A 19,041-nucleotide genomic window follows, 5' to 3' on the forward strand; every position below is an offset into this window, starting at 1 on the left:
ACAAGCCCCCATCCGCCCGCAAAAAGCAGAACGAAATGTCCCCCCATCTACGAAAAGCAGACCGAAATGCACAAAAACACCTCCATTCATGTCATCTCATTCTGCTCAGCGAGCACCCCACACCCCGCCAACACGCATCCCACGATACAAAACCAACAACTAAAGAGGCACGCAAGTGTTGATGTGCAAAGGCGGGCAGCGTTCGAAGAAGCGGAAGGGGCGGTACACAAACAAGGGTCTCACCTTGATGTCGTGGGCAACGTTCTTCCGTTGAGCAAACCGCCTGCCATTCAGTAGGGTCTCACCTTGACGAAGTGGGCAGCGTCGGCATGAGAAACCAACCAGCAAAAACGCACTCGTGCGGGTTCGAACGCAGACTCGTAGAGCGGGGCGGTCTTCACACCACCGCGCTCGTCTCTCGCCTCCCTAGTACTTGATTGCACCCCATCCCAGCATCAGATTGCGCCCCACCCCCACGCGGTCGATGCCGTTGCCGAAGCCCTTCACCCAGACACACACGACCACGCTTGTCTCCCCTACCCCCCCCAAAAAAAAGGCCGAGGACCGCGCTGCTCCCTTAAAGAGAAGATAATCCGCCAGGATTAGATACGGATGCCGAAGCCCTTCAGCCAGTTGCGAACCATCTCCCACAGGTTCGGTACCTTTACGTCACCCAGATTTGGAACGTGAATGGTCTGAGCAACCGGTGCTCCAGGGACGATCTCGTAGACCCGCTTAGCAGGCTTCTTCGAGGGTTTCTTAGCAGTGGGCTTCTTCGCAGCGGGGCGCGCTTGCTGGTTGTGAACCGGGCGCCCTGGCTGGTTGTGTGCCGGCCGTGGCGCTGGCTTGTTGGATGGATTTACCGGAGTCGTTGGGCGTACACCACCCTTCAGCCCACATCGATTCGCGGCCTCATCAACCCGCGCCAAAGCTGCTAGGATCTGCGGACCACGCGGATCCACTGCTGCCAGCGCCCGAGCCTGCGCGACCTTGCGGTTGTAATCGGCAGTATTCGTCCAATACTTGGTTGCCTGCGCACAGGAAATCTGGCCCTTTGGCAAGGCAGTCAAGGCACGGTCGACAACGTCTGCTTGAGCGGCTCCCGAGGTGACGGTGACAATCAGACCAGCCAACGCCACGGAGGTAGTGGCACGCTTAAAACGAGGAGTGAGAATGTTCATGTCCGTTAGAATAGCGCGCTCGCCATCTTAGTGCGTGCAGAAATCACTTCTTCATCGCCCGTATCGAACAAGGCAAACAATTCCAACAGATGCTTCTTAGCTGCCTCACGCTCGTCACCAGACGTGTTGCGAATGGTCTCAATGAGCTGCTCGAACGCCTCCGCCTTGCGGCCTTTAAGTACCAGACCGTCCACCGGATCATCCTCACGACCCGCGAGCTTTTCACGAGCCAACGAGTATGAATCGTCATCGGATTCCTCGTCGGCGTCGAGAACAGAAGAATCCCCAGCGGTCGGCAAACCCGCCAGCTTTCCTTCCACAGCACTCACCACGGCGGCGATGAACTGCTCCACCTGCTCACGGGGTTGTCCACCCTCAAACTGCGTGAGTGGACGGCCGGCGGCCAGCGCGATAACTGTAGGGACAGCCTGAACGCGAAATGCTTGGGCGATCTCGGGCGTGGCATCAACGTCGATGTAGCGGAAAAGCCACTGCACGCCCTCGGACTGAGTCTCCTGGGCAGCAGCCAGCTCCTCGAGATCCTTTTTCAGCTGCTCGGAAGTTTCAGCACGAGCGGTGCCCAACAGGGTGATCACCGGTGCCTGAGTTGATCGAACCACAAGGTCCGCCTCAAAGCTCTCCACCGTGACGGTCGCAGTGGTAGCGACAGCCTCTCCGTTTGCTGCCTGTTCTTGGGCCTTCGCGCGCTGATCCGCCTGGGCCTTCACTGCACCCAGATCGACCGCTCCGGAGATAAAGCGGTTTGGTGGTGTGTTGGGGTTAGTCATCTGTAATGCACTACCTTTCTAATGCTCGTGCGGTACTGTCTCTCTAACGTTTGTGCGACGCTGTTTCTCTAATGCTCGTGCGGTACTGTCTCTCTAACGTTCGTGCGACGCTGTTGCCGTGGCGCAGTTCCTCAAACACCATTGCCCTGATGCAGGCGAACCAGTGGTCGAATGCATAACACAGCCTCGCTCACCGGTACCCAGCAGGTGCTCGCCTCGCCACGCTCCAGCTCTCACAGCCCCGCCCGCACGCGTTCTTCACTCAACTTTAGAACAATCTCAGCTCAGAGCTATCGGTGCCGCGCATCGCATCGTAATCCAAGGTCACACATCGAATACCGCGATCCTCGGCCAACGTACGCGCCTGGGGTTTTATCTCCTGTGCAGCAAACACTCCCGTCACCGGCGCAAGTAACTCATCGCGATTCAACAACTCCATATACCGGGTCAGCTGTTCCACGCCATCGATACCGCCGCGACGTTTGATCTCTACCGCCACTGTCGTACCACCGGCATCGCGCGACAGAATATCCACCGGACCAATCGGTGTGGGATATTCGCGGCGAATCAGGGAAAACCCCTCCCCCAGGATTTCGATCTGGTCGGCCAGCAGCTCCTGCAGGTGGGCCTCCACACCATCCTTCACCAGGCCGGGATCCTCACCTAAGTCATGATCCTGATCGGTGAAAACCTCAAAAATCCGGATGCGCAGCTGCTCGCCCTTAGGGTTAGATACAACCCAAAGCTCTGCAACCCCCGGTTCCTCCAATTCGGGAGCCAGTTCGCCTGCCTCATCATAGCTTGTGAGGGTGCAAGGGGGCGTCATCCAATTAAGTGGTTTATAAGCGCGATCATCAGCGTGAATAGAGACTGAATCGTCACGTTTGATCATGATTAAGCGCGTGGCCTCGGGAAGGTGGGCCTCCAATCGGCCAACGTAATCCACGCTGCATCGGGCAATGACTAGTCGCATGGGATTCAACGCTAGCAGACGGCCGTTGCACCGCGATGAGCTGCCACAGCGGGCTACATAGGCTGCGGATTGTTGAATGCGCTGTGGCGGTCGCGGCGCGCCGAGGGGGCGGATTCCAGCCAGGAAACCATTGCGGTATCGCCCTCGCTATCCAGCGCAACTTCCCACCGCTCTTTGCTGCCGTGTCGCAGCTCCAGGACATGCATGTTTGGTTCCATGATTACTCGCTCCCGATCGGTTATTTCCCGACGCCCGACAACGTCCGTGGCCAGGCGAGTCAAGACGAGGTTGGAATCCGGTTTAATAGATCGCAATTTGTAGAACTTCACCGAAATTCCGTTGAAAACCAAAACCCCGTGGCGCCAGTGCCTGCCATCTTCACTGGGCAAGCGTCTCACGACCACGGGGTACCCCTTGCTACGGAGGGTAAAAAAGCGCCACAGACACGCAGCTAGTACAGCGAGCACGAATACAACTAAGAGCCACCCGAGTAACTGCATAATGACCTTGACGCCTTTCCTAAGACCAAACTGCCATCAGGATTGTTTCCCCAGCATACCCCCCGGACAGGGAAAACGAGGAATGCATGAAAAGGCCCCCACCAGTTGGTGGGGGCCTCGCAGAGAGCGATTCTCAATCGAAATCCGAATCTACTTCTCCTGAAGACGCTTTACAGCGCGCAACTCAGACTCGGCGGTTGCCTTCTCGTGCTCGTTCTCCCCGCGGGAAACGCGAGCTTCGGCATCTGCCACGTCGACATCGTGTGCCCACGTCGCAGAGTCAGCCAGGATGGTGATTTTCTGTGGAGAGACAGACAGGAAACCGCCCTGCACCGCTGCTACCAACTTTTCACCATCAGTTGTCCGGATGGTCACCACGCCATTCTCGACCAGCTGACCGAGAAGGGGCTCGTGACCTGGGAGCACGCCGATCTCGCCCTCAGTGGTCTGCGCGGTAATCGACGTTGCGGTACCAGTCCACAACGCACGCTCCACGGAGACCAGTTGTGCGGCAATCTCAGCCATGGGGTGTCTCCCTTACTTCTCGGTCATCTTCTTGTAGGCTGCCTCGACATCGTCCAAGCCACCCAGGCCGTTGAAGGCCTGCTCCGGGTAGGCATCGAACTCGCCGTTGCAGATACGCTCGAACGCATCGATCGTATCCTTCAGCGGCACGTAGGAGCCTGGGATACCAGTGAACTTCTCCGCGACGAAGAAGTTCTGACCCAAGAAGCGCTCCAGACGACGTGCGCGCTGAACAGTGATCTTGTCCTCTTCGGACAGCTCGTCCATACCGAGGATGGCGATGATGTCCTGCAGTTCCTTGTTCTTCTGCAAGATGTGGATCACGCGCTGCGCAACCTCGTAGTGACGCTCACCGACAATACCTGGCTCGAGGATACGAGAGGTTGAGGTCAATGGGTTCACGGCTGGGTAAATACCCTTGGAGGCGATGCTACGGTCCAGCTCGGTCGTTGCGTCCAGGTGGGCGAACGTCGTGGCTGGTGCTGGGTCGGTGTAGTCATCGGCTGGCACGTAAACAGCCTGCAGAGACGTAATGGAACGACCCTTCGTAGAGGTAATGCGCTCCTGCAGAACACCCATCTCGTCAGCCAAGGTTGGCTGGTAACCCACGGCCGAAGGCATACGACCCAGCAGGGTGGACACCTCGGAACCGGCCTGGGTGAAACGGAAGATGTTGTCGATGAACAGCAGAACGTCCTGGTGCTGAACATCGCGGAAGTACTCCGCCATGGTCAGTCCGGACAAGGCAACGCGCATACGAACTCCCGGTGGCTCGTCCATCTGGCCGAACACGAGAGCGGTATCTTGCAGCACGCCCATTTCTTCCATTTCCAGGAAGAGGTCGGTGCCCTCACGGGTACGCTCACCAACACCTGCAAATACAGAGGTACCGGAGAACTCGCGAGCGATACGGGTAATCATTTCCTGAATCAGAACAGTCTTACCCACACCTGCGCCACCGAACAGGCCGATCTTGCCACCCTTAACATAAGGGGTCAGCAGGTCAATAACCTTGATGCCGGTTTCGAGGATCTCGGTCTTACCCTCAAGCTGGTCGAATGCTGGTGGCTCGCGGTGGATGCCCCACTGCTCGCCGTCGCGCCCCAGACCTGGCTGATCGAGGCAGTCGCCGAGGGCGTTGAATACGTGGCCCTTGACAACATCGCCAACGGGTACGGAAATTGGCTTGCCAGTGTCCTTAACCTCAGCACCGCGGACGAGGCCGTCGGTGGGGGCCATGGACACGGTGCGCACCAAGTTGTCGCCGAGGTGCTGAGCAACCTCGAGCGTGATGGTCTTCGCAACTGCTTCGAGGGATACCTCGACGTGCAGCGCGTTAAACAGTGCCGGCTGCTCGCCGCGTGGGAACTCCACGTCGACGACGGGGCCGATGACTCGCACGACACGGCCCGCAGCAGTCGGTGCAGCGTTGTTAGGCTGCTCCTGAATTGCTGTAGTCATAATTAGTCACTTTCTCCGCTATCGGCGAGCGCAGAAGCGCCACCGACGATCTCTGTGATTTCCTGGGTAATCTGTGCCTGGCGAGCCTGGTTAGCAACGCGTGAAAGCTGCTTGACCAGGTCGGTCGCGTTGTCGGTCGCAGCGCTCATTGCGGTACGACGGGCAGCGGACTCAGAGGCTGCGGACTCGAGCATGGCAGCAAAAATGCCACGGGATACGTACTGCGGCAGCAGAGCGTCCAGCAGGGTATCCGGATCCGGCTCGAAGTCGACCTCGGCGGAAACATTGTCAGCCTTGTCGCTAACCATATCCTCGCCCAGCTCGAGCTTCTCTTCCTCAATAACTGTCTCAATTGGCAGCAGGCGGTGGGCCTTAGCAGTCTGGGAAAGCATGGACTCGAACTCGGTGTACACAATGTGTACTTCGTCGAATCCCTGCACCTGGTTACCCTGATCTGCGTTGACGCCTTCACGGGGTTCAACGGCAGAACCGGAACCAGCGAGGAAGCCTTCGATCAGGTGATGACGCAGGTCATGGATCGCACGGTACTCAGGATCCTGGGAGTATCCAGACCAAGTACCGGCCACCTTTTCGCCACGGAAGCTGTAGTAGGAAATGCCCTTATTGCCAGAGACGTAAAGGACAACTTCCTTGCCTTCGTTCTCAAGACGCTTGCGAAGCTCCGCAGTCTTCTTGAAAACGTTGTTGTTGTATCCACCGCACATGCCACGGTCACTCGAAACCACGAGGATGGCAGCACGATCCGCGTTCTGCGGCTCCTGCAGCATCTTGTGATCCAAGCTCGACGCAGAAGCCAGACGCTGCACCACGCGAGTGATTTCATCAGCGTAGGGCTGAGCTGCGTCTACGCGAGCCTGGGCCTTCGTGATCCTCGAGGTGGCGATAAGCTCCTGAGCTTTAGTGATCTTCTTAGTTGAGTTCACGGACTTAATGCGTGTCCTCAGTTCGCGAAGATTAGCCATCGCTATCGCCTCCCTTCTTGTCCGTTAATGGTCATTGTGCTTTTCACTTACCTTCCGCGGCCTACTTAGCGGCTTTGCGGGAAACGGTGATCTGCGACTTGGAGACCTCGTGGTCATCCAGAGCGCGAGCCTCAGGCTCACGGATGACAGGGGTGCCATCGGTGGTCTGGAACGTGCGCTTGAAGTCGTGAACGCGAGCGCTCAAAGTTTCCTTAGACGCATCATCGAACGGCGCGCCGCCCTGAATCTGGTCGTACACGGAACCGGCCTCAGCGTGCAGGAACTCGGTCAACTCAGCCTCGAAGCGTCGCACGTCCTCGACTGGGACGTCGTCGAATTCGCCCTCACCGGCCAAGTAAATGGAAACCATCTGGTCCTCGACGGACTGTGGCTTAGTCTCAGTCTGCTTCAGCAGCTCCACGAGACGCTTACCACGCTCCAGCTGTGCCTTGGACGCAGGATCCAAATCGGACGCGAAGGCGGCGAAAGCCTCGAGGTCGCGGTAGGCAGCCAAGTCCAGACGCAGGGAACCAGAAACCTTCTTCATGCCCTTAGTCTGTGCGGCACCACCCACACGGGAAACGGAAACACCAACGTTAATAGCTGGTCGGACGCCCTGGTTGAACAGGTCGGACTCCAGGAACACCTGACCGTCGGTAATGGAAATAACGTTGGTTGGAATGAAGGCAGATACGTCGTTGGCCTTCGTCTCAATGATCGGCAGCGCGGTCAATGAACCGCCACCGAGATCGTCGTGCAGCTTCGCAGCGCGCTCCAGCAGGCGAGAGTGCAGGTAGAAGACGTCACCTGGGTAAGCCTCACGGCCCGGTGGACGACGCAGCAGCAGGGAGATCGCACGGTAGGCCTCAGCCTGCTTGGTCAGATCATCGTAGATAACCAAGACGTGCTTGCCCTGGTACATCCAGTGCTGACCCAGTGCGGCACCAGCGAATGGAGCCAACCACTTGAAGCCTGCAGAGTCAGATGCAGGAGCAGCCACGATAGTGGTGTACTCCAAAGCACCGTTGTCCTCCAAGGTCTTACGGATGGAGGCAATGGTCGAACCCTTCTGACCGATAGCGACGTAGATGCAGCGTACCTGCTTCTTGGGATCGCCGGATGCCCAGTTTTCACGTTGATTCAGAATGGTGTCGATGCAGACCGAGGTCTTACCGGTCTTACGGTCGCCAATGATCAGCTGACGCTGACCACGACCAATTGGGGTCATTGCGTCGATAGCCTTGATGCCGGTCTGCATTGGCTCTTCGACTGGTTGGCGCATCAGAACGGATGGGGCCTGCAGCTCGAGAACGCGTTCCTCGTCTGCCTCAATGTTGCCCAAGCCGTCAATGGCCTGACCCAGTGGGTTGATAACGCGGCCGAGGAATTTCTCCCCAACCGGAATGGAAAGGACCTCGCCGGTCCGCTTGACCTCGTCACCCTCCTTGAGGGACTCGTAGTTACCCAGGACCACAACACCGACGGTATCGGTGTCGAGGTTCTGTGCGACGCCAATAACGCCGCCTGGGAACTCGAGCAGCTCGTTGGCCATCACAGAAGGCATACCACTGACCTGGGCAATGCCGTCTGCTGCCGTAGTGACCACGCCGACCTCCTCACGGGAGGCCTCCGGGGAGTAGCTCGAGGTGTAGTTCGCAATCGCGCTACGGATCTCGTCGGAGGAGATCGTCAGCTCCGCCATGTTCTTCCTGCTCTCGGTTTCGTCTTCCAGCATGCTTACTTTTGGTCTGGTCTGCCTAGGCGAGGGACCGGCGGAGGCGCTGCAGCTTACCTGCGGTGCTTCCGTCAATCACTTCGTTACCCACGCGAATCACAGCACCACCGAGGAGGCTGGAATCAACCTCGGTATGTACCGCAATCTTGCGACCGTAAATCGTTTCGAGCTTCTGCTCCAGAAGGGTCTGCTGCTGTTCAGACAACTTGGCTGCGCTGCGAACTCGTGCGACCTCACGGCCGGTGAGCTCTGCAACCTCGCTGCACAGCGTATCGAGCTCCTCCACTGGGCGCTGGCGCAAACGGCCAACGGCCTGTAGTGCCAGGGCTTCGGTGGTGGACGTAACCTTGCCATAAAGGACCTTTGCTAGAAGATCGCGGCGAGCATCTACAGATGCAGCGCGATCGGCCAACAGGAGCTCCAGTTGTGGCTCGGTTTCCACGATACGTGCGAGTTGGAACAGTTCGTCCTCCACGCGGTCCAACTGTCCCTGGGCTTCAGCAGAACGCAGAAGGGCGCGACGGCCCAGCTGCACAAGTCCTGCGCGGAAGTCACGGGTGTTGGACCACGTCTGGGACACAGCAGCGCTGACGAGCTCTTCGGTAGAGCTCGATACCTTGCCGGAAAGCAGCTCCTTGACCAAGCTCACGCGCTTTTCGGCTGGCGATGCGGAGTCAATGAGCGCAATTCGAAGGCTGCGCTCGGTATCGAGCAAGTCGACGAAGTCGAACAGCTCGCTACCCGTATTGGCTCCAGTTCCTACCGTTTCTGCGGATTCACTCAGTCCCTTATCCAGGGCTCCAAGAAGTCGCTCCAGTGCCTCGCGGCTCGCTGCGTGCATACCGATCACTTCCTTGCAGTGCCGACGCTGTCGAGGTCAGCGAGGAAGTTATCGATAGTGCCCGAGCGCTTCACATCGTCAGACAGCTGCTCACCCAGCAGACGCTCAGCAAGGGAGATGGAGTTTTCGCCCATTTCCTTGCGCAGGTCGGAAACAACAGCGGCACGCTGTGCTTCGAGCTGCTTGTTGCCGGACTCCACGATGCGTGCGGACTCGTCCGTAGCTTGGGCCTTCATATCTGCGATGATCTTCTGACCCTGGTTACGGGCATCGTCGCGAATCTGAGCGGCTTCGGTGCGAGCCTCGGCGAGCTGAGCGTTGTACTTCTCAAGCGCAGCCTGAGCTTCAGCCTGAGCAGCCTCTGCACGCTGGATGCCGCCTTCAATCTGGTCCTCGCGCTGATTCAGCACTTCCTGGAATTTTGGAAGAACGAGCTTCCAAAAGACCAGCAGGATGATCACGAATGGGATGATGGACCAGACGACGTCGTACAGGGGAGGAAGCAACGGGTTAACCGGCTTCTCCAGTGGCTGCTGTTCTGCTGCCAACAAAAAGATGTTCGTCATAGTCTCCAGCTTTCGCTTTGGTGCGGTTTTTTACTTTGAATGTGTAAAAGGGGCCGCGATTAAGCGAACAGGAAGCCGGCGACCAGACCGATCAGAGCCAGGGCCTCGGTGAAGGCGATACCCAGGAACATGGTGGTACGCAGCTGGCCGGCCATCTCTGGCTGACGAGCCATAGCCTCAGCGGTCTTACCAGCGACCATGCCAACGCCGATGCCAGGACCGATTGCTGCCAGGCCGTAGCCGATGGCACCCAGACCCTTGAGGGTCGTCTCGGTAGCAGCAGCGTCCTGTGCGAGTGTGAGGATGTCGTTCATTTTTTCCATTACCTTTCTGGGGTCGACCACATGACTCTTTATGTCCGATTTGAAGTTGTGGCCGAGGTTTTTGTTGATTGTTGTGCAGGTACCCGGAGGCTAGTGCTCATCTGCGTGCAGAGACAACTCGATGTACACGGCGGTCAGCAGGGCGAAAATGTATGCCTGCAGGAAGATCACCATGATCTCGAAGAATGAAAATGCAACACCGAACAGCAGCGTGCCGCCAGCCAGCAGAGACCAGCCATTTAGCTGCCAGAAGAAGAAGTTCGTAGCGCTAAACAGCATGACAAGAATGAGGTGTCCAGCCAGCATGTTGGCCATCAAACGGATGGTCAACGTAAGCGGGCGCAGAACGAAGGTGGAGACGAACTCGATGGGAACCACAATCAAGTGCAGAAATGGTGGTAGCCCAGGAATCACGAGCGAAGACTTCACGAACTTGCCGAAACCGTAACGTTTCACACCTGCGTAAATGAATACGACGTATGCGACGAGGGCCAGCACCAATGGCAGACCGATACGTGCAGACGGCGAGATATTCAGCAGTGGAATGATCGTCGGAAGGTTAACGGCTAGAACAGTGAAGAAGATCGCTGCGATGATTGGAAGGAACCTGCGTCCTTCCTTCTTCCCCAAAATGTCCTCCGCAATATGGATCCTCACGAAGTCGAGCGCGAGTTCAGCGAAGTTCTGAACGCCGCGTGGGATCAACTTTGGCTTGCGCATCGCAAAGAAGAAGAACGCTGCAATAAGCAGGATCATCAGGATGCGAATGAGCATCAGACGGTCGAGCGTGAAAGCTCCACCGGCAAAGTCCTCAAGCCAAAGGTTTTCTGGATGGCCGTGCCCCGGGAAGAATTCGTTTTCCAACGAAGGCGCGTGAAATTCGCCCTTCATTGCCAAGGTTGTTACGCTCAGCGTTCTCTCCCGTGATAGGGCCGCGTGAAAAATCATGCGGTGCGATGGAGGCTTGTTTGTTGGTAACCGTCGCTCCTGGGACTCCGTCGCACGTCCCGTGGAGGTCGGCGGTGCCGATTAAGTGCTACCGGCACAATCCGACCGATAGCATTATGGCCCGTGGAAACATTATCAGTTCCTAGGGACAACGGGCTAAGCGAAATTCCACCAAGTCCCCCCGCAAGCTGACAGGCAACTGACAGCTTTTTAGTGACTACCCCTATTAAGCCCCAGTTTCCCCCGCTAACAACGATATTTTCTGCTCCCAACTCTGCATTCTCCCCACGGGCCCCCACCCCCGATTTACCCCCACCTCCCTGGGCGTAGGGTGATAGCACTGGGCACGTAACTGTCGTAGCGTCGGCTAACCCCCACCTCCCTGGGCGTAGAGTTATAGCACCGGGCACGTAACTGCCTTAGCGTCGGCTAACCCCCACCTCCCTGGGCGTAGGGTGATAGCTATGTTCACTTTTCCCCGCGCCGATACCGGAATGACACACCTCGCGGCGGATTCCCCCCTAGTTTCATCCCTATTCCCAGAGGACTTCAGCGCACGCGCTGCCGCCTCCCTGGGAATCGAAGCGTGGCGCATCCCTATCGTCATCGCCTCAGCGGCCGGCATTTACATTGCATTCCTCATTCTGGTACGCGTTTTCGGTGTTCGCATCTTGGGATCACTTAGTAGTTTCGACGCCGTCGTGATCATTATGTTCGGTGCTGTTGCCGGTCGTGTGATAATCGGGCACCCGCCAACCGTGGCCGCTGGCGCTATCGGTCTTGCCACCCTTATGTGTTTGGAAGCGGTTTTCGGGGCGGCGCAGAATCTGCGCGGCGTGCGGCGCACCCTCGCCGCCCCTCCGGTAGTAGTTTTTGCCCACGGCACTCCCCTATATGAGGCCATGCATGCGACCCACATTTCCGAGGAGAATCTGCATTCCGCCATCCGCGCCGCGGGAATTGCTAAACGCGAACAGGTCCAATGCATCATCCTCGAACCCACCGGTTCCCTCTCTGTGATTCGAGAGGGCCAAGAAATAGAACCGGCCCTCCTCGACGGGGTCGAAGGGGCCGAACACGTTGTGCGAGTGCGGGAAGGTCGCTAGTTTCCCACAAACAGACGTTGCGCGCGGGTCACCGCAATCGTCTCCGTGGTGAGGACCGCGATGAGCGTGAGTAAAACGGTGATGCCGAGCGCGGTGGCGTCGTAAAAATCCTGTCCCTTAAGCCACACCATGAGCAGCAATAAAACGGCGGCCTTAACCAACCAGCTACCTAGGACCACTCCCATGGTCATCGCGGGCGAGGTGCGGGCGGTAAACAGCACACTCACGACAGTGGCCAGCATGAAGCCACCACCGATGGCGATGCCGATAAGTGCCCCGTAAATTCCGGGCAAGTCGCGCAATGCCCCCCACAGCGACAGGGAGGCCACCCCAATCACAGCTAGGGCAATAGCGCCGTTACGAAGGGCGCGTTGCAGAGGCCATTGGTGATCGTCGGCTTTGGATATGTCGTTGAGTTCGGGCAGGTCCTGATTATCAGTCACGGCTGCTAACACTATCGGACGGCGCCTGAGCACGCCAAAGAGGAATGACCGTCCAGATAATGACGGCAATGATGCCAACCCCAACCAGTATGGCCGTCAGACCCGTGGGCAAGACAGTTGAGCCCACAGCGGCCACAGCAACCAACCCCACCCAGCTGTACAGCACGAGGACCACGCGCTTTTGCGAATGCCCCAAGCGAAGTAGCCGGTGGTGCAGGTGCTGTTTATCGGGCGCGAAGGGGCTCTTGCCCTGCCCCACGCGACGTACAACCGCCAAGATCAGATCCAGCAGCGGGATGCTGAGCGCAGCGATCACCACGATCAGCGGCGACAGCAGCGCGAACATATCCGCCGCGCCGAAAAGGGCCATGTTGATGCGGCCGGACGTGGACACGCACGCTGCAGACAGCATCAGCCCAATCAGCATGGAACCGCTATCGCCCATGAAGATCCGGGCCGGAGAGAAGTTGTGAGGCAAAAACCCAATACACACGCCGGCCAGCGACGCGGAAATAATGGCCGGCGGGTAAGCCGATACTGCGCCACCTTGGTCGTACAGGATAGTCAGGGAGTAGATCAGGATCGTGCCCGCCGCGATCATCCCCAACCCTGCAGCCAGCCCGTCCAAGCCATCGACGAAATTCATCGCGTTGATCACGGTAACCGTCAAGACAGCGGTCAAGATCGTGGACTGGACTTGGTCAAGGATCAGCGTGGTTCCATCGCCCACCGGCACGTAGAGCAGGTACCAGGACAACCCCATCACACTCATGACGATCGCCCCCACCAGCTGGCCGCCGAGTTTGAGGTACCACGCGATGTCATAGAGATCGTCAAGGACGCCCACGATCACGATGATGAACGCGGCTGCGATCACCGCAAACATATCGGGTGTGACCGGCGGGAATCCGCGGTTCAAGGCTGGCAGTTGGCTGGCGAAAAAGATCGCGAGGATCACTCCCGTGAACATCGCTACCCCGCCCAACCGAGGGGTGGGCACCGTATGTACATCGCGTTCTCGCGGAGCGGCCACGCGCCCAAAGCGCAACATAGTCGAGCGGACGCACCCTGTGGTCAGGAAGGTCACCGCCGCGCCAACCAGTACAACCAGCGCCAACTCGCGCAAAGGTACGCCAGCACGCCCGATCGCAGCTTCCGCCGCCATCACGTGAGTCTGGATGGGTGGTACCACGTCGCTGTCCTAAATCTCGCCCCGCAGCTCGGCGGGGCTCATCCCCAGGACCCCACCAATGCGCTCTGCGGAAATCGCGCCCTCACGCAGGATGCGTGGCCGGCCCGAGGACAGGTCCACAATCGTTGAGGCCACCCCGTGGGTCGCGTTGCCGCCGTCGATGTACACGGCCACATCCGCGCCCAGCTGGTCCTCGGCCATCTGCACATTGGTTGCAGGGGGCTGCCCGGAAATATTCGCACTGGATACTGCCATGGGGCCGGTCTGGTTCAGCAACTCGATCGCCACGGGATGCTCGGGCATCCGCAGCATCACGGTGCCGCGGGTATCCCCCAGATTCCACGGCAGGCTGGGGGCTTGGTGCACCACCATGGACAGGCCGCCGGGCCAGAAGGCCTCCACCAGGAGTCGCATGTTGTAGGTGTAATCGCGGACTAACCCTTGGATAGTGTCCCAGCTGCCTACCAGTACTGGCACGGGCATATCGGGGCCGCGCCCTTTAGCGCGAAGCAGGGCCTCTACGGCTTGATTGTCGAAGGCATCGCAGCCAATGCCATAAACCGTATCTGTAGGCAACACAACCAGGCGCCCGCCTTCTACGGCGCTGGACGCGATCTCTATGGCGAGCTCGCGATCGTGTGGATCGGTTGCGTCTACCGTTTGGCTCATGGGATTGGCCTCGTTTCCATATGCGTTAAGAACTTGTCATTCCACGTTAGTACTTGGCGCGCCCAATCGCTGCAATCAGCTGGCCCCAAGAGACTCAATCGGTGTGTTGCCCATTCAACTGGGCCGTGACAAAGCGGTCGCGCCCCGCAATATCACGATGTTGCTGTACGTTTGCCGCGCCCGCTTGCTGTAGTGATTGGGCAGTTGCTGGCCCATTGGCGTCGTCATGTTCTATTCCGACGCCCACCTGTTCCCCACCCGCAATGACCCTCAGGGCCTGGATCAATCCCGGCAGGAATTCCATGCCATCCGCGCCGGCGAACACGGCATCGGTGGGGTCGTGCAACACTTCGGCGCTGACAGAAGCTGTGGTGGGAACGTACGGGGGGTTGGATACGATGAGGTCCGGTGCCGCGATGCGCTGAGCACGCAACTGATCGGTGTCACGGATGTCCGCGCGGTGAAAGCGCACCTCAACCTGATCCCCGATCAGCCCGCGGTGTCGCAATTGCCTTTCATTCAGGCGCGCTACCTGCAGGGCGCCGTCATGCAATTCCACGCCGGTAACGGTGGCTGCGAGGTCGGCGTCGGTAAAACGGCACGCCAAAGCCAAAGCAATGGAGCCAGGTCCGGTACACAGGTCCACTACTGAGACGGCCTCCGAAGTGGGGTTACAAGAGGTGCCAGCCACTAGGGTTGGGGGTGCTTGCGTATGGGCGCGATCGCGAGATCGGCGTAGTGCTTCCTGGAAGGCCCATTCCACGAGTAATTCGGTTTCGGGCCGTGGAATAAACGCACCGGGCTGGCTGAAGAAGTCCACGCCATCGAAAGTGGCGGCGTTGACGATGTGCTGCAGCGGGGTGCGTTCACACCGTTGTGTGATCCACTCTTGGAACACGGCCGGGACAGGTTGGTCGTGGGCAAAGAACAATTCAGTGGGGGACGCGGGGCGGCGGGGTATGGCGGGCACGCGCGAGGCGCCCAGAGTGGTTGTACCGGCCAGCTCTGGACTCTCACCCGGGCCCAGCGCATACGCCATCAACAAGCGACTATCCACCCCAGGGGTTTCAACGCCCGCGCGCTGGAGCTCAGCGGCGCCCCAGCGAATCGCAGCACCCACCGTCAACGGCGTGACCTGCGCAGAAGAACCATCCGACATCCGATCACCACCCAATCAGTGCACACATAAGGGCAACGCGCGCCACGTCGCTGGCCCGCCTACGCGTTCATTGCCACGCGTTATTGCCTACCCGTTAATTGCTGTCAGCCTCGAGGCGCCGGGCACGGTCGGCCTCCTGCAGCGCAGCGAACAGGGATTCCAAGTCCCCACCCAGCACGGCATCCAAGTTGTTGGCCTTGTAACCAATGCGGTGATCAGACACGCGCGATTCGGGGAAATTGTAGGTGCGGATGCGCTCGGAACGGTCCATTGTACGGATCTGTGCTGCACGGCCTTCCGCTGCCTCGGCCTCAGCCTTCTCCTCCTCCATCTGCTGCAGACGAGCAGCCAGAACCTGCATAGCGCGAGCCTTGTTCTGAATCTGGGAGCGCTCCTTCTGACAGGTCACCACTACTCCAGTTGGCAGGTGCGTAATACGCACTGCGGAGTCGGTGGTGTTCACGCCCTGGCCACCCTTACCCGAGGACCGGTACACGTCAATGCGCAGATCTTTTTCATCGATTTGCACATCTTCTACCTCGTCAGGCTCTGGGTACACCAGCACACCAGCGGCTGACGTTTGGATGCGCCCCTGAGATTCTGTGACGGGGATGCGCTGCACGCGGTGCACGCCACCTTCGAACTTGAATTCGCTCCAGGCACCATCACGGCTGGGCTGTTTGGAACGAATAGACATGGTCATGTCTTTCACTCCGCCTAAGTCTGTCTCGTTGAGGTCCAAAACTTCGGTGGCGAAACCGTGGCGCTCCGCGTACCGCTGGTACATGCGGGCCAACTCACCGGCGAACAAGGCCGCTTCTTCTCCACCGGCACCGGACTTGATTTCCATGACGATGTCATCGCCGTCGTGGGGGTCACGAGGTGCCAACAGGTCGGTCAGTTTCTCTTCGAGTTCGGCTATCTCCGCTTCCAAGCGCTTGGCCTCTTCGGCGAACTCAGCATCTTCGCTAGCCATTTCGGCTGCGGCCTCGTGGTCATCGCGAGCCTGCTCCAGCTTCTCGTACGTCTGGATGATCGGCTGCAACTCGGAAAAGCGCTTGCCGACTTTGCGCGCGGCCGCCGGGTCATTGTGCAACTCGGGGTCACCCAGCTGGGCCTCCAACCCCTGGTACTCGGCCAGGATGTCGTCGACCATTGAAGGGGAATTACTCATGGATGAAATCTTATACTCCTTGCGCGGACGGGCTGCTTTTTACCCGACGCCTACTCGTCGTCTTCGTCGGCCAATGGCGCAGAACTTGCTACTTGCAGCATGAAATCGCGGTTGGTCTTGGACTTACGCAACTGCTTGATGAGCAGGTCGATGGCCGCTTGGGAATCGAGAGCGGAAAGAATGCGACGCAGTTTATGCATGATGCGTGCTTCCTCTGGCCCCAGCAACAGTTCGTCCTTGCGTGTGCCCGACGGGTTAACATCCACGGCGGGGAATACGCGACGCTCGGCAATCCGGCGATCCAGTTTCAGCTCCGCATTGCCCGTGCCCTTGAATTCCTCGAAAATCACGGTATCTCCGGCAGACCCCGTCTCCACCATGGCGGTGGCGATGATCGTCAAGGATCCTCCGTTTTCGATGTTGCGGGCAGCACCCAAGAAACGCTTCGGTGGGTACAGCGCGTTGGAATCCACACCACCGGAAAGGATGCGACCGGAAGCTGGCGAGGAGTTGTTGTAGGCGCGCCCCAGGCGAGTGATCGAGTCCAGCAGAAGCACAACATCCTTGCCTTGTTCCACTAGGCGCTTCGCACGCTCCACCGCCAGTTCGGCCACGTTGGTGTGCTCTCCTGGGGGACGGTCGAACGTGGATGCGATGACCTCGCCCTTAACGCTACGCTGCATATCGGTGACTTCCTCAGGGCGCTCATCAACCAGCACCACCATGAGGTAGCACTCAGGATTGTTCGTCGCGATAGCGTTTGCAATGTCCTGCAGAATCGTAGTCTTACCGGCCTTTGGGGGCGAGACGATCAGCGCACGCTGTCCCTTACCGATCGGCATGATCAAGTCGATCACGCGGGTGGTCAGCACCTTAGGCTCGGTCTCCAAACGCAGTCGCTGGTTGGGATAGAGCGGGGTGAGCTTGGAGAAGTGCGGCCGGGCCGCAGCTTCCTCCGGAGTCAACCCATTGACAGTTTCCACCTGGTGGATAGGCGTGTACTTTTGACGATTGCGCCCACGACCACTCTGGTTGTTGTTCTGGTTTTTGTTGCGGATGAATCCCGTAATCGCATCGCCATGGCGCATGCCATGCTTGCGCGCGGTGTTCATCGGCACGTAAACGTCCGTTGGGCCAGCATGGTATCCGGTGGTGCGCAGAAATGCCGTGTTCGCATCGACGAAATCGAGGATGCCAGCAACGGGCATGAGGTTGTCCGGTTCAGCATTGCCACCGTTATTACCATTGTTGCCGTCGCGGTCGCCGCCCCGACTGCGGTCATTGCGGTTTCCGCGCCCGCCACGGCCTTCATCATTGCCGTCGTTATCGCGGTAATTATCGTTTCCGCCATCGCGGTCTCCCCCGCGGTCATTCCCCCCGTCACGGTTCCGACGATTCCTCCGGTTACGACGGTTGCGACGGTTATCGCGCCCCCCGCGGCGGTGGCGATTGCCGCGGCGATCGTCATCATCGTCTGAGTTGTTGTCTCGTTCATCCCGTTGGTCGGAATCATCGTTATTGTCTTGGTCGCGATCATCGCGATCGCGATTGCGGTCACCCCGACGACGACGATCATCTCGTCCCCCGCGCTTATCACGATCACCGCGGTCGGCGCGATCAGTGCGCTCGTCCTGTTCTGCGCTGTCTCCGCGCCCATCCCGGTCCACGTTATTGCCACGTCCGTCCTGGTCTGCACCATCGCCAAAGTTTGTGTTCTCACCGCGGTCGGCCCCGGGCACCCCGCCGTCGCGACGATCATTCCGGTTATTCTCACCACCGCGACGATTTGCCTCTACGCTCTGACCGTCATCCCCGGCCGGTTGTTCAGCCACATCGTTATCGGAGGACAGGGAAACATCGCGACGAACTACCCGGCGACGGGGACGGCGCGTAGCTGGGCCACTCGTGGCGTCGGGATCAAAACCATCACCGGAAGTGGAAACGGCATCCCCTTGTGGTGCGGCCGAAGAGTTGTCGGCAGAAGGCCCCCTGCCTCCTGCAGTTTCGATAGCGGCGATGAGATCGCCCTTGCGCAAGGCAGAAGTGCGCTTGAGCCCCTGGGCAGCGGCAATCTGGCGCAATTCGGTCAGCTTCAAAGTCGCCAAACCGTTGGCCTCGGCCCGGGAAAGAATGTCGGACAGGCTCACGTAGGTCCTTTCACACTGCGGTCTACAAACGAACGGGTGGGCGTTCACAAAACACGAACCCAAAGGTCACCACGTGCAGACAGCATGGAATTTTCGATATACAACGTGTGGAAATGTTGGGGGATGGTCGAATAAATATCGTTGGCCGATCAAACGGGGCTGCTTTCACCGATGCACAATCAGCTAAATCGAGCCCAAGGCCGAAAAACCATCCGGGACGATCCGCGCATTTCGCCGGCGTGTGTTGTTGGAGCCGGTGGGAAAATGTAGCGAAATCACAATCATGTTAACACCCCAAAGCGATTTTTCCAGAAATGGGCCACCTAT

19 protein-coding genes are annotated in these 19,041 nt (G+C 58.7%); 1 reads left to right on the top strand and 18 read right to left on the bottom strand.

The window, feature by feature from the left end; translation table 11 throughout:
- Nucleotides 1–602: 602 nt before the first annotated feature.
- From HMPREF3098_RS02350 to atpB, 12 genes are all read right to left on the bottom strand, one after another.
- A complete protein-coding gene (locus HMPREF3098_RS02350) occupies nt 603–1,181 on the bottom strand; it encodes a hypothetical protein (protein ID WP_235700715.1) in 579 nt (192 codons plus the stop codon).
- 5 nt (nt 1,182–1,186) lie between these two features.
- Complete coding sequence (locus HMPREF3098_RS02355) at nt 1,187–1,969, bottom strand: tetratricopeptide repeat protein (RefSeq protein WP_035114045.1); 783 nt, start codon at nt 1,967–1,969, stop codon at nt 1,187–1,189.
- A gap of 268 nt (nt 1,970–2,237) precedes the next feature.
- Nucleotides 2,238–2,942 carry an endonuclease NucS gene (nucS, locus tag HMPREF3098_RS02360; RefSeq protein ID WP_035114048.1) on the bottom strand — a complete coding sequence of 235 codons (705 nt, stop codon included), beginning with the start codon at nt 2,940–2,942 and terminating at the stop codon, nt 2,238–2,240.
- A 53-nt stretch (nt 2,943–2,995) separates the two neighbouring features.
- The gene (locus HMPREF3098_RS02365; RefSeq protein WP_035114051.1) at nt 2,996–3,442 is read right to left on the bottom strand and encodes a DUF2550 domain-containing protein; all 447 of its coding nucleotides are present in this window, start codon (nt 3,440–3,442) and stop codon (nt 2,996–2,998) included.
- Nucleotides 3,443–3,592: 150 nt separating this feature from the next.
- Complete coding sequence (locus HMPREF3098_RS02370; protein ID WP_035114054.1) at nt 3,593–3,967, bottom strand: F0F1 ATP synthase subunit epsilon; 375 nt, start codon at nt 3,965–3,967, stop codon at nt 3,593–3,595.
- A 12-nt stretch (nt 3,968–3,979) separates the two neighbouring features.
- Nucleotides 3,980–5,428, bottom strand: a complete 1,449-nt coding sequence (atpD, locus tag HMPREF3098_RS02375) for a F0F1 ATP synthase subunit beta (RefSeq protein ID WP_035114056.1) — start codon at nt 5,426–5,428, stop codon at nt 3,980–3,982.
- Between the two features lie 2 nt (nt 5,429–5,430).
- The gene (locus tag HMPREF3098_RS02380; protein ID WP_035114059.1) at nt 5,431–6,411 is read right to left on the bottom strand and encodes a F0F1 ATP synthase subunit gamma; all 981 of its coding nucleotides are present in this window, start codon (nt 6,409–6,411) and stop codon (nt 5,431–5,433) included.
- A gap of 61 nt (nt 6,412–6,472) precedes the next feature.
- Entirely contained in the window at nt 6,473–8,113 is a 1,641-nt protein-coding gene (atpA, locus tag HMPREF3098_RS02385) for a F0F1 ATP synthase subunit alpha (RefSeq protein WP_070433918.1), read from the bottom strand.
- Nucleotides 8,114–8,168: 55 nt separating this feature from the next.
- Nucleotides 8,169–8,987, bottom strand: coding sequence for a F0F1 ATP synthase subunit delta (locus HMPREF3098_RS02390; protein ID WP_070433844.1), 819 nt, complete (start codon nt 8,985–8,987; stop codon nt 8,169–8,171).
- Between the two features lie 5 nt (nt 8,988–8,992).
- Entirely contained in the window at nt 8,993–9,553 is a 561-nt protein-coding gene (locus HMPREF3098_RS02395) for a F0F1 ATP synthase subunit B (RefSeq protein WP_035114064.1), read from the bottom strand.
- 59 nt (nt 9,554–9,612) lie between these two features.
- Nucleotides 9,613–9,867 carry an ATP synthase F0 subunit C gene (locus HMPREF3098_RS02400; protein ID WP_035114211.1) on the bottom strand — a complete coding sequence of 85 codons (255 nt, stop codon included), beginning with the start codon at nt 9,865–9,867 and terminating at the stop codon, nt 9,613–9,615.
- 99 nt (nt 9,868–9,966) lie between these two features.
- Complete coding sequence (atpB, locus tag HMPREF3098_RS02405) at nt 9,967–10,767, bottom strand: F0F1 ATP synthase subunit A (RefSeq protein ID WP_070433845.1); 801 nt, start codon at nt 10,765–10,767, stop codon at nt 9,967–9,969.
- A gap of 521 nt (nt 10,768–11,288) precedes the next feature.
- Between atpB and HMPREF3098_RS02410 the strand changes: the two genes are divergently transcribed.
- Entirely contained in the window at nt 11,289–11,930 is a 642-nt protein-coding gene (locus tag HMPREF3098_RS02410) for a DUF421 domain-containing protein (RefSeq protein ID WP_246815816.1), read from the top strand.
- Here HMPREF3098_RS02410 and HMPREF3098_RS02415 read toward each other — a convergent pair.
- From HMPREF3098_RS02415 to rho, 6 genes are all read right to left on the bottom strand, one after another.
- Complete coding sequence (locus HMPREF3098_RS02415) at nt 11,927–12,373, bottom strand: Cg1360 family ATP-synthase-associated protein (RefSeq protein ID WP_035114071.1); 447 nt, start codon at nt 12,371–12,373, stop codon at nt 11,927–11,929. The genes HMPREF3098_RS02410 and HMPREF3098_RS02415 overlap by 4 nt on opposite strands.
- Nucleotides 12,366–13,538, bottom strand: coding sequence for an MraY family glycosyltransferase (locus HMPREF3098_RS02420; RefSeq protein ID WP_141739644.1), 1,173 nt, complete (start codon nt 13,536–13,538; stop codon nt 12,366–12,368). The genes HMPREF3098_RS02415 and HMPREF3098_RS02420 overlap by 8 nt, the downstream gene beginning before the upstream one ends.
- 36 nt (nt 13,539–13,574) lie before the next feature.
- Entirely contained in the window at nt 13,575–14,234 is a 660-nt protein-coding gene (locus tag HMPREF3098_RS02425; RefSeq protein WP_070433846.1) for an L-threonylcarbamoyladenylate synthase, read from the bottom strand.
- 94 nt (nt 14,235–14,328) lie between these two features.
- Nucleotides 14,329–15,393 (bottom strand): N5-glutamine methyltransferase family protein, encoded by a 1,065-nt coding sequence (locus tag HMPREF3098_RS02430; protein ID WP_070433847.1) that lies wholly within the window; start codon nt 15,391–15,393, stop codon nt 14,329–14,331.
- 94 nt (nt 15,394–15,487) lie between these two features.
- On the bottom strand, nt 15,488–16,567 hold the full coding sequence (prfA, locus tag HMPREF3098_RS02435; RefSeq protein ID WP_035114079.1) for a peptide chain release factor 1: 1,080 nt from the start codon (nt 16,565–16,567) through the stop codon (nt 15,488–15,490).
- Nucleotides 16,568–16,617: 50 nt separating this feature from the next.
- Nucleotides 16,618–18,714, bottom strand: coding sequence for a transcription termination factor Rho (gene rho, locus HMPREF3098_RS02440; protein WP_070433848.1), 2,097 nt, complete (start codon nt 18,712–18,714; stop codon nt 16,618–16,620).
- Nucleotides 18,715–19,041 lie beyond the last annotated feature (327 nt).

The sequence above is a fragment of the Corynebacterium sp. HMSC28B08 genome (genome assembly GCF_001806865.1).
Taxonomy (GTDB): Bacteria; Actinomycetota; Actinomycetes; order Mycobacteriales; family Mycobacteriaceae; genus Corynebacterium; species Corynebacterium auriscanis.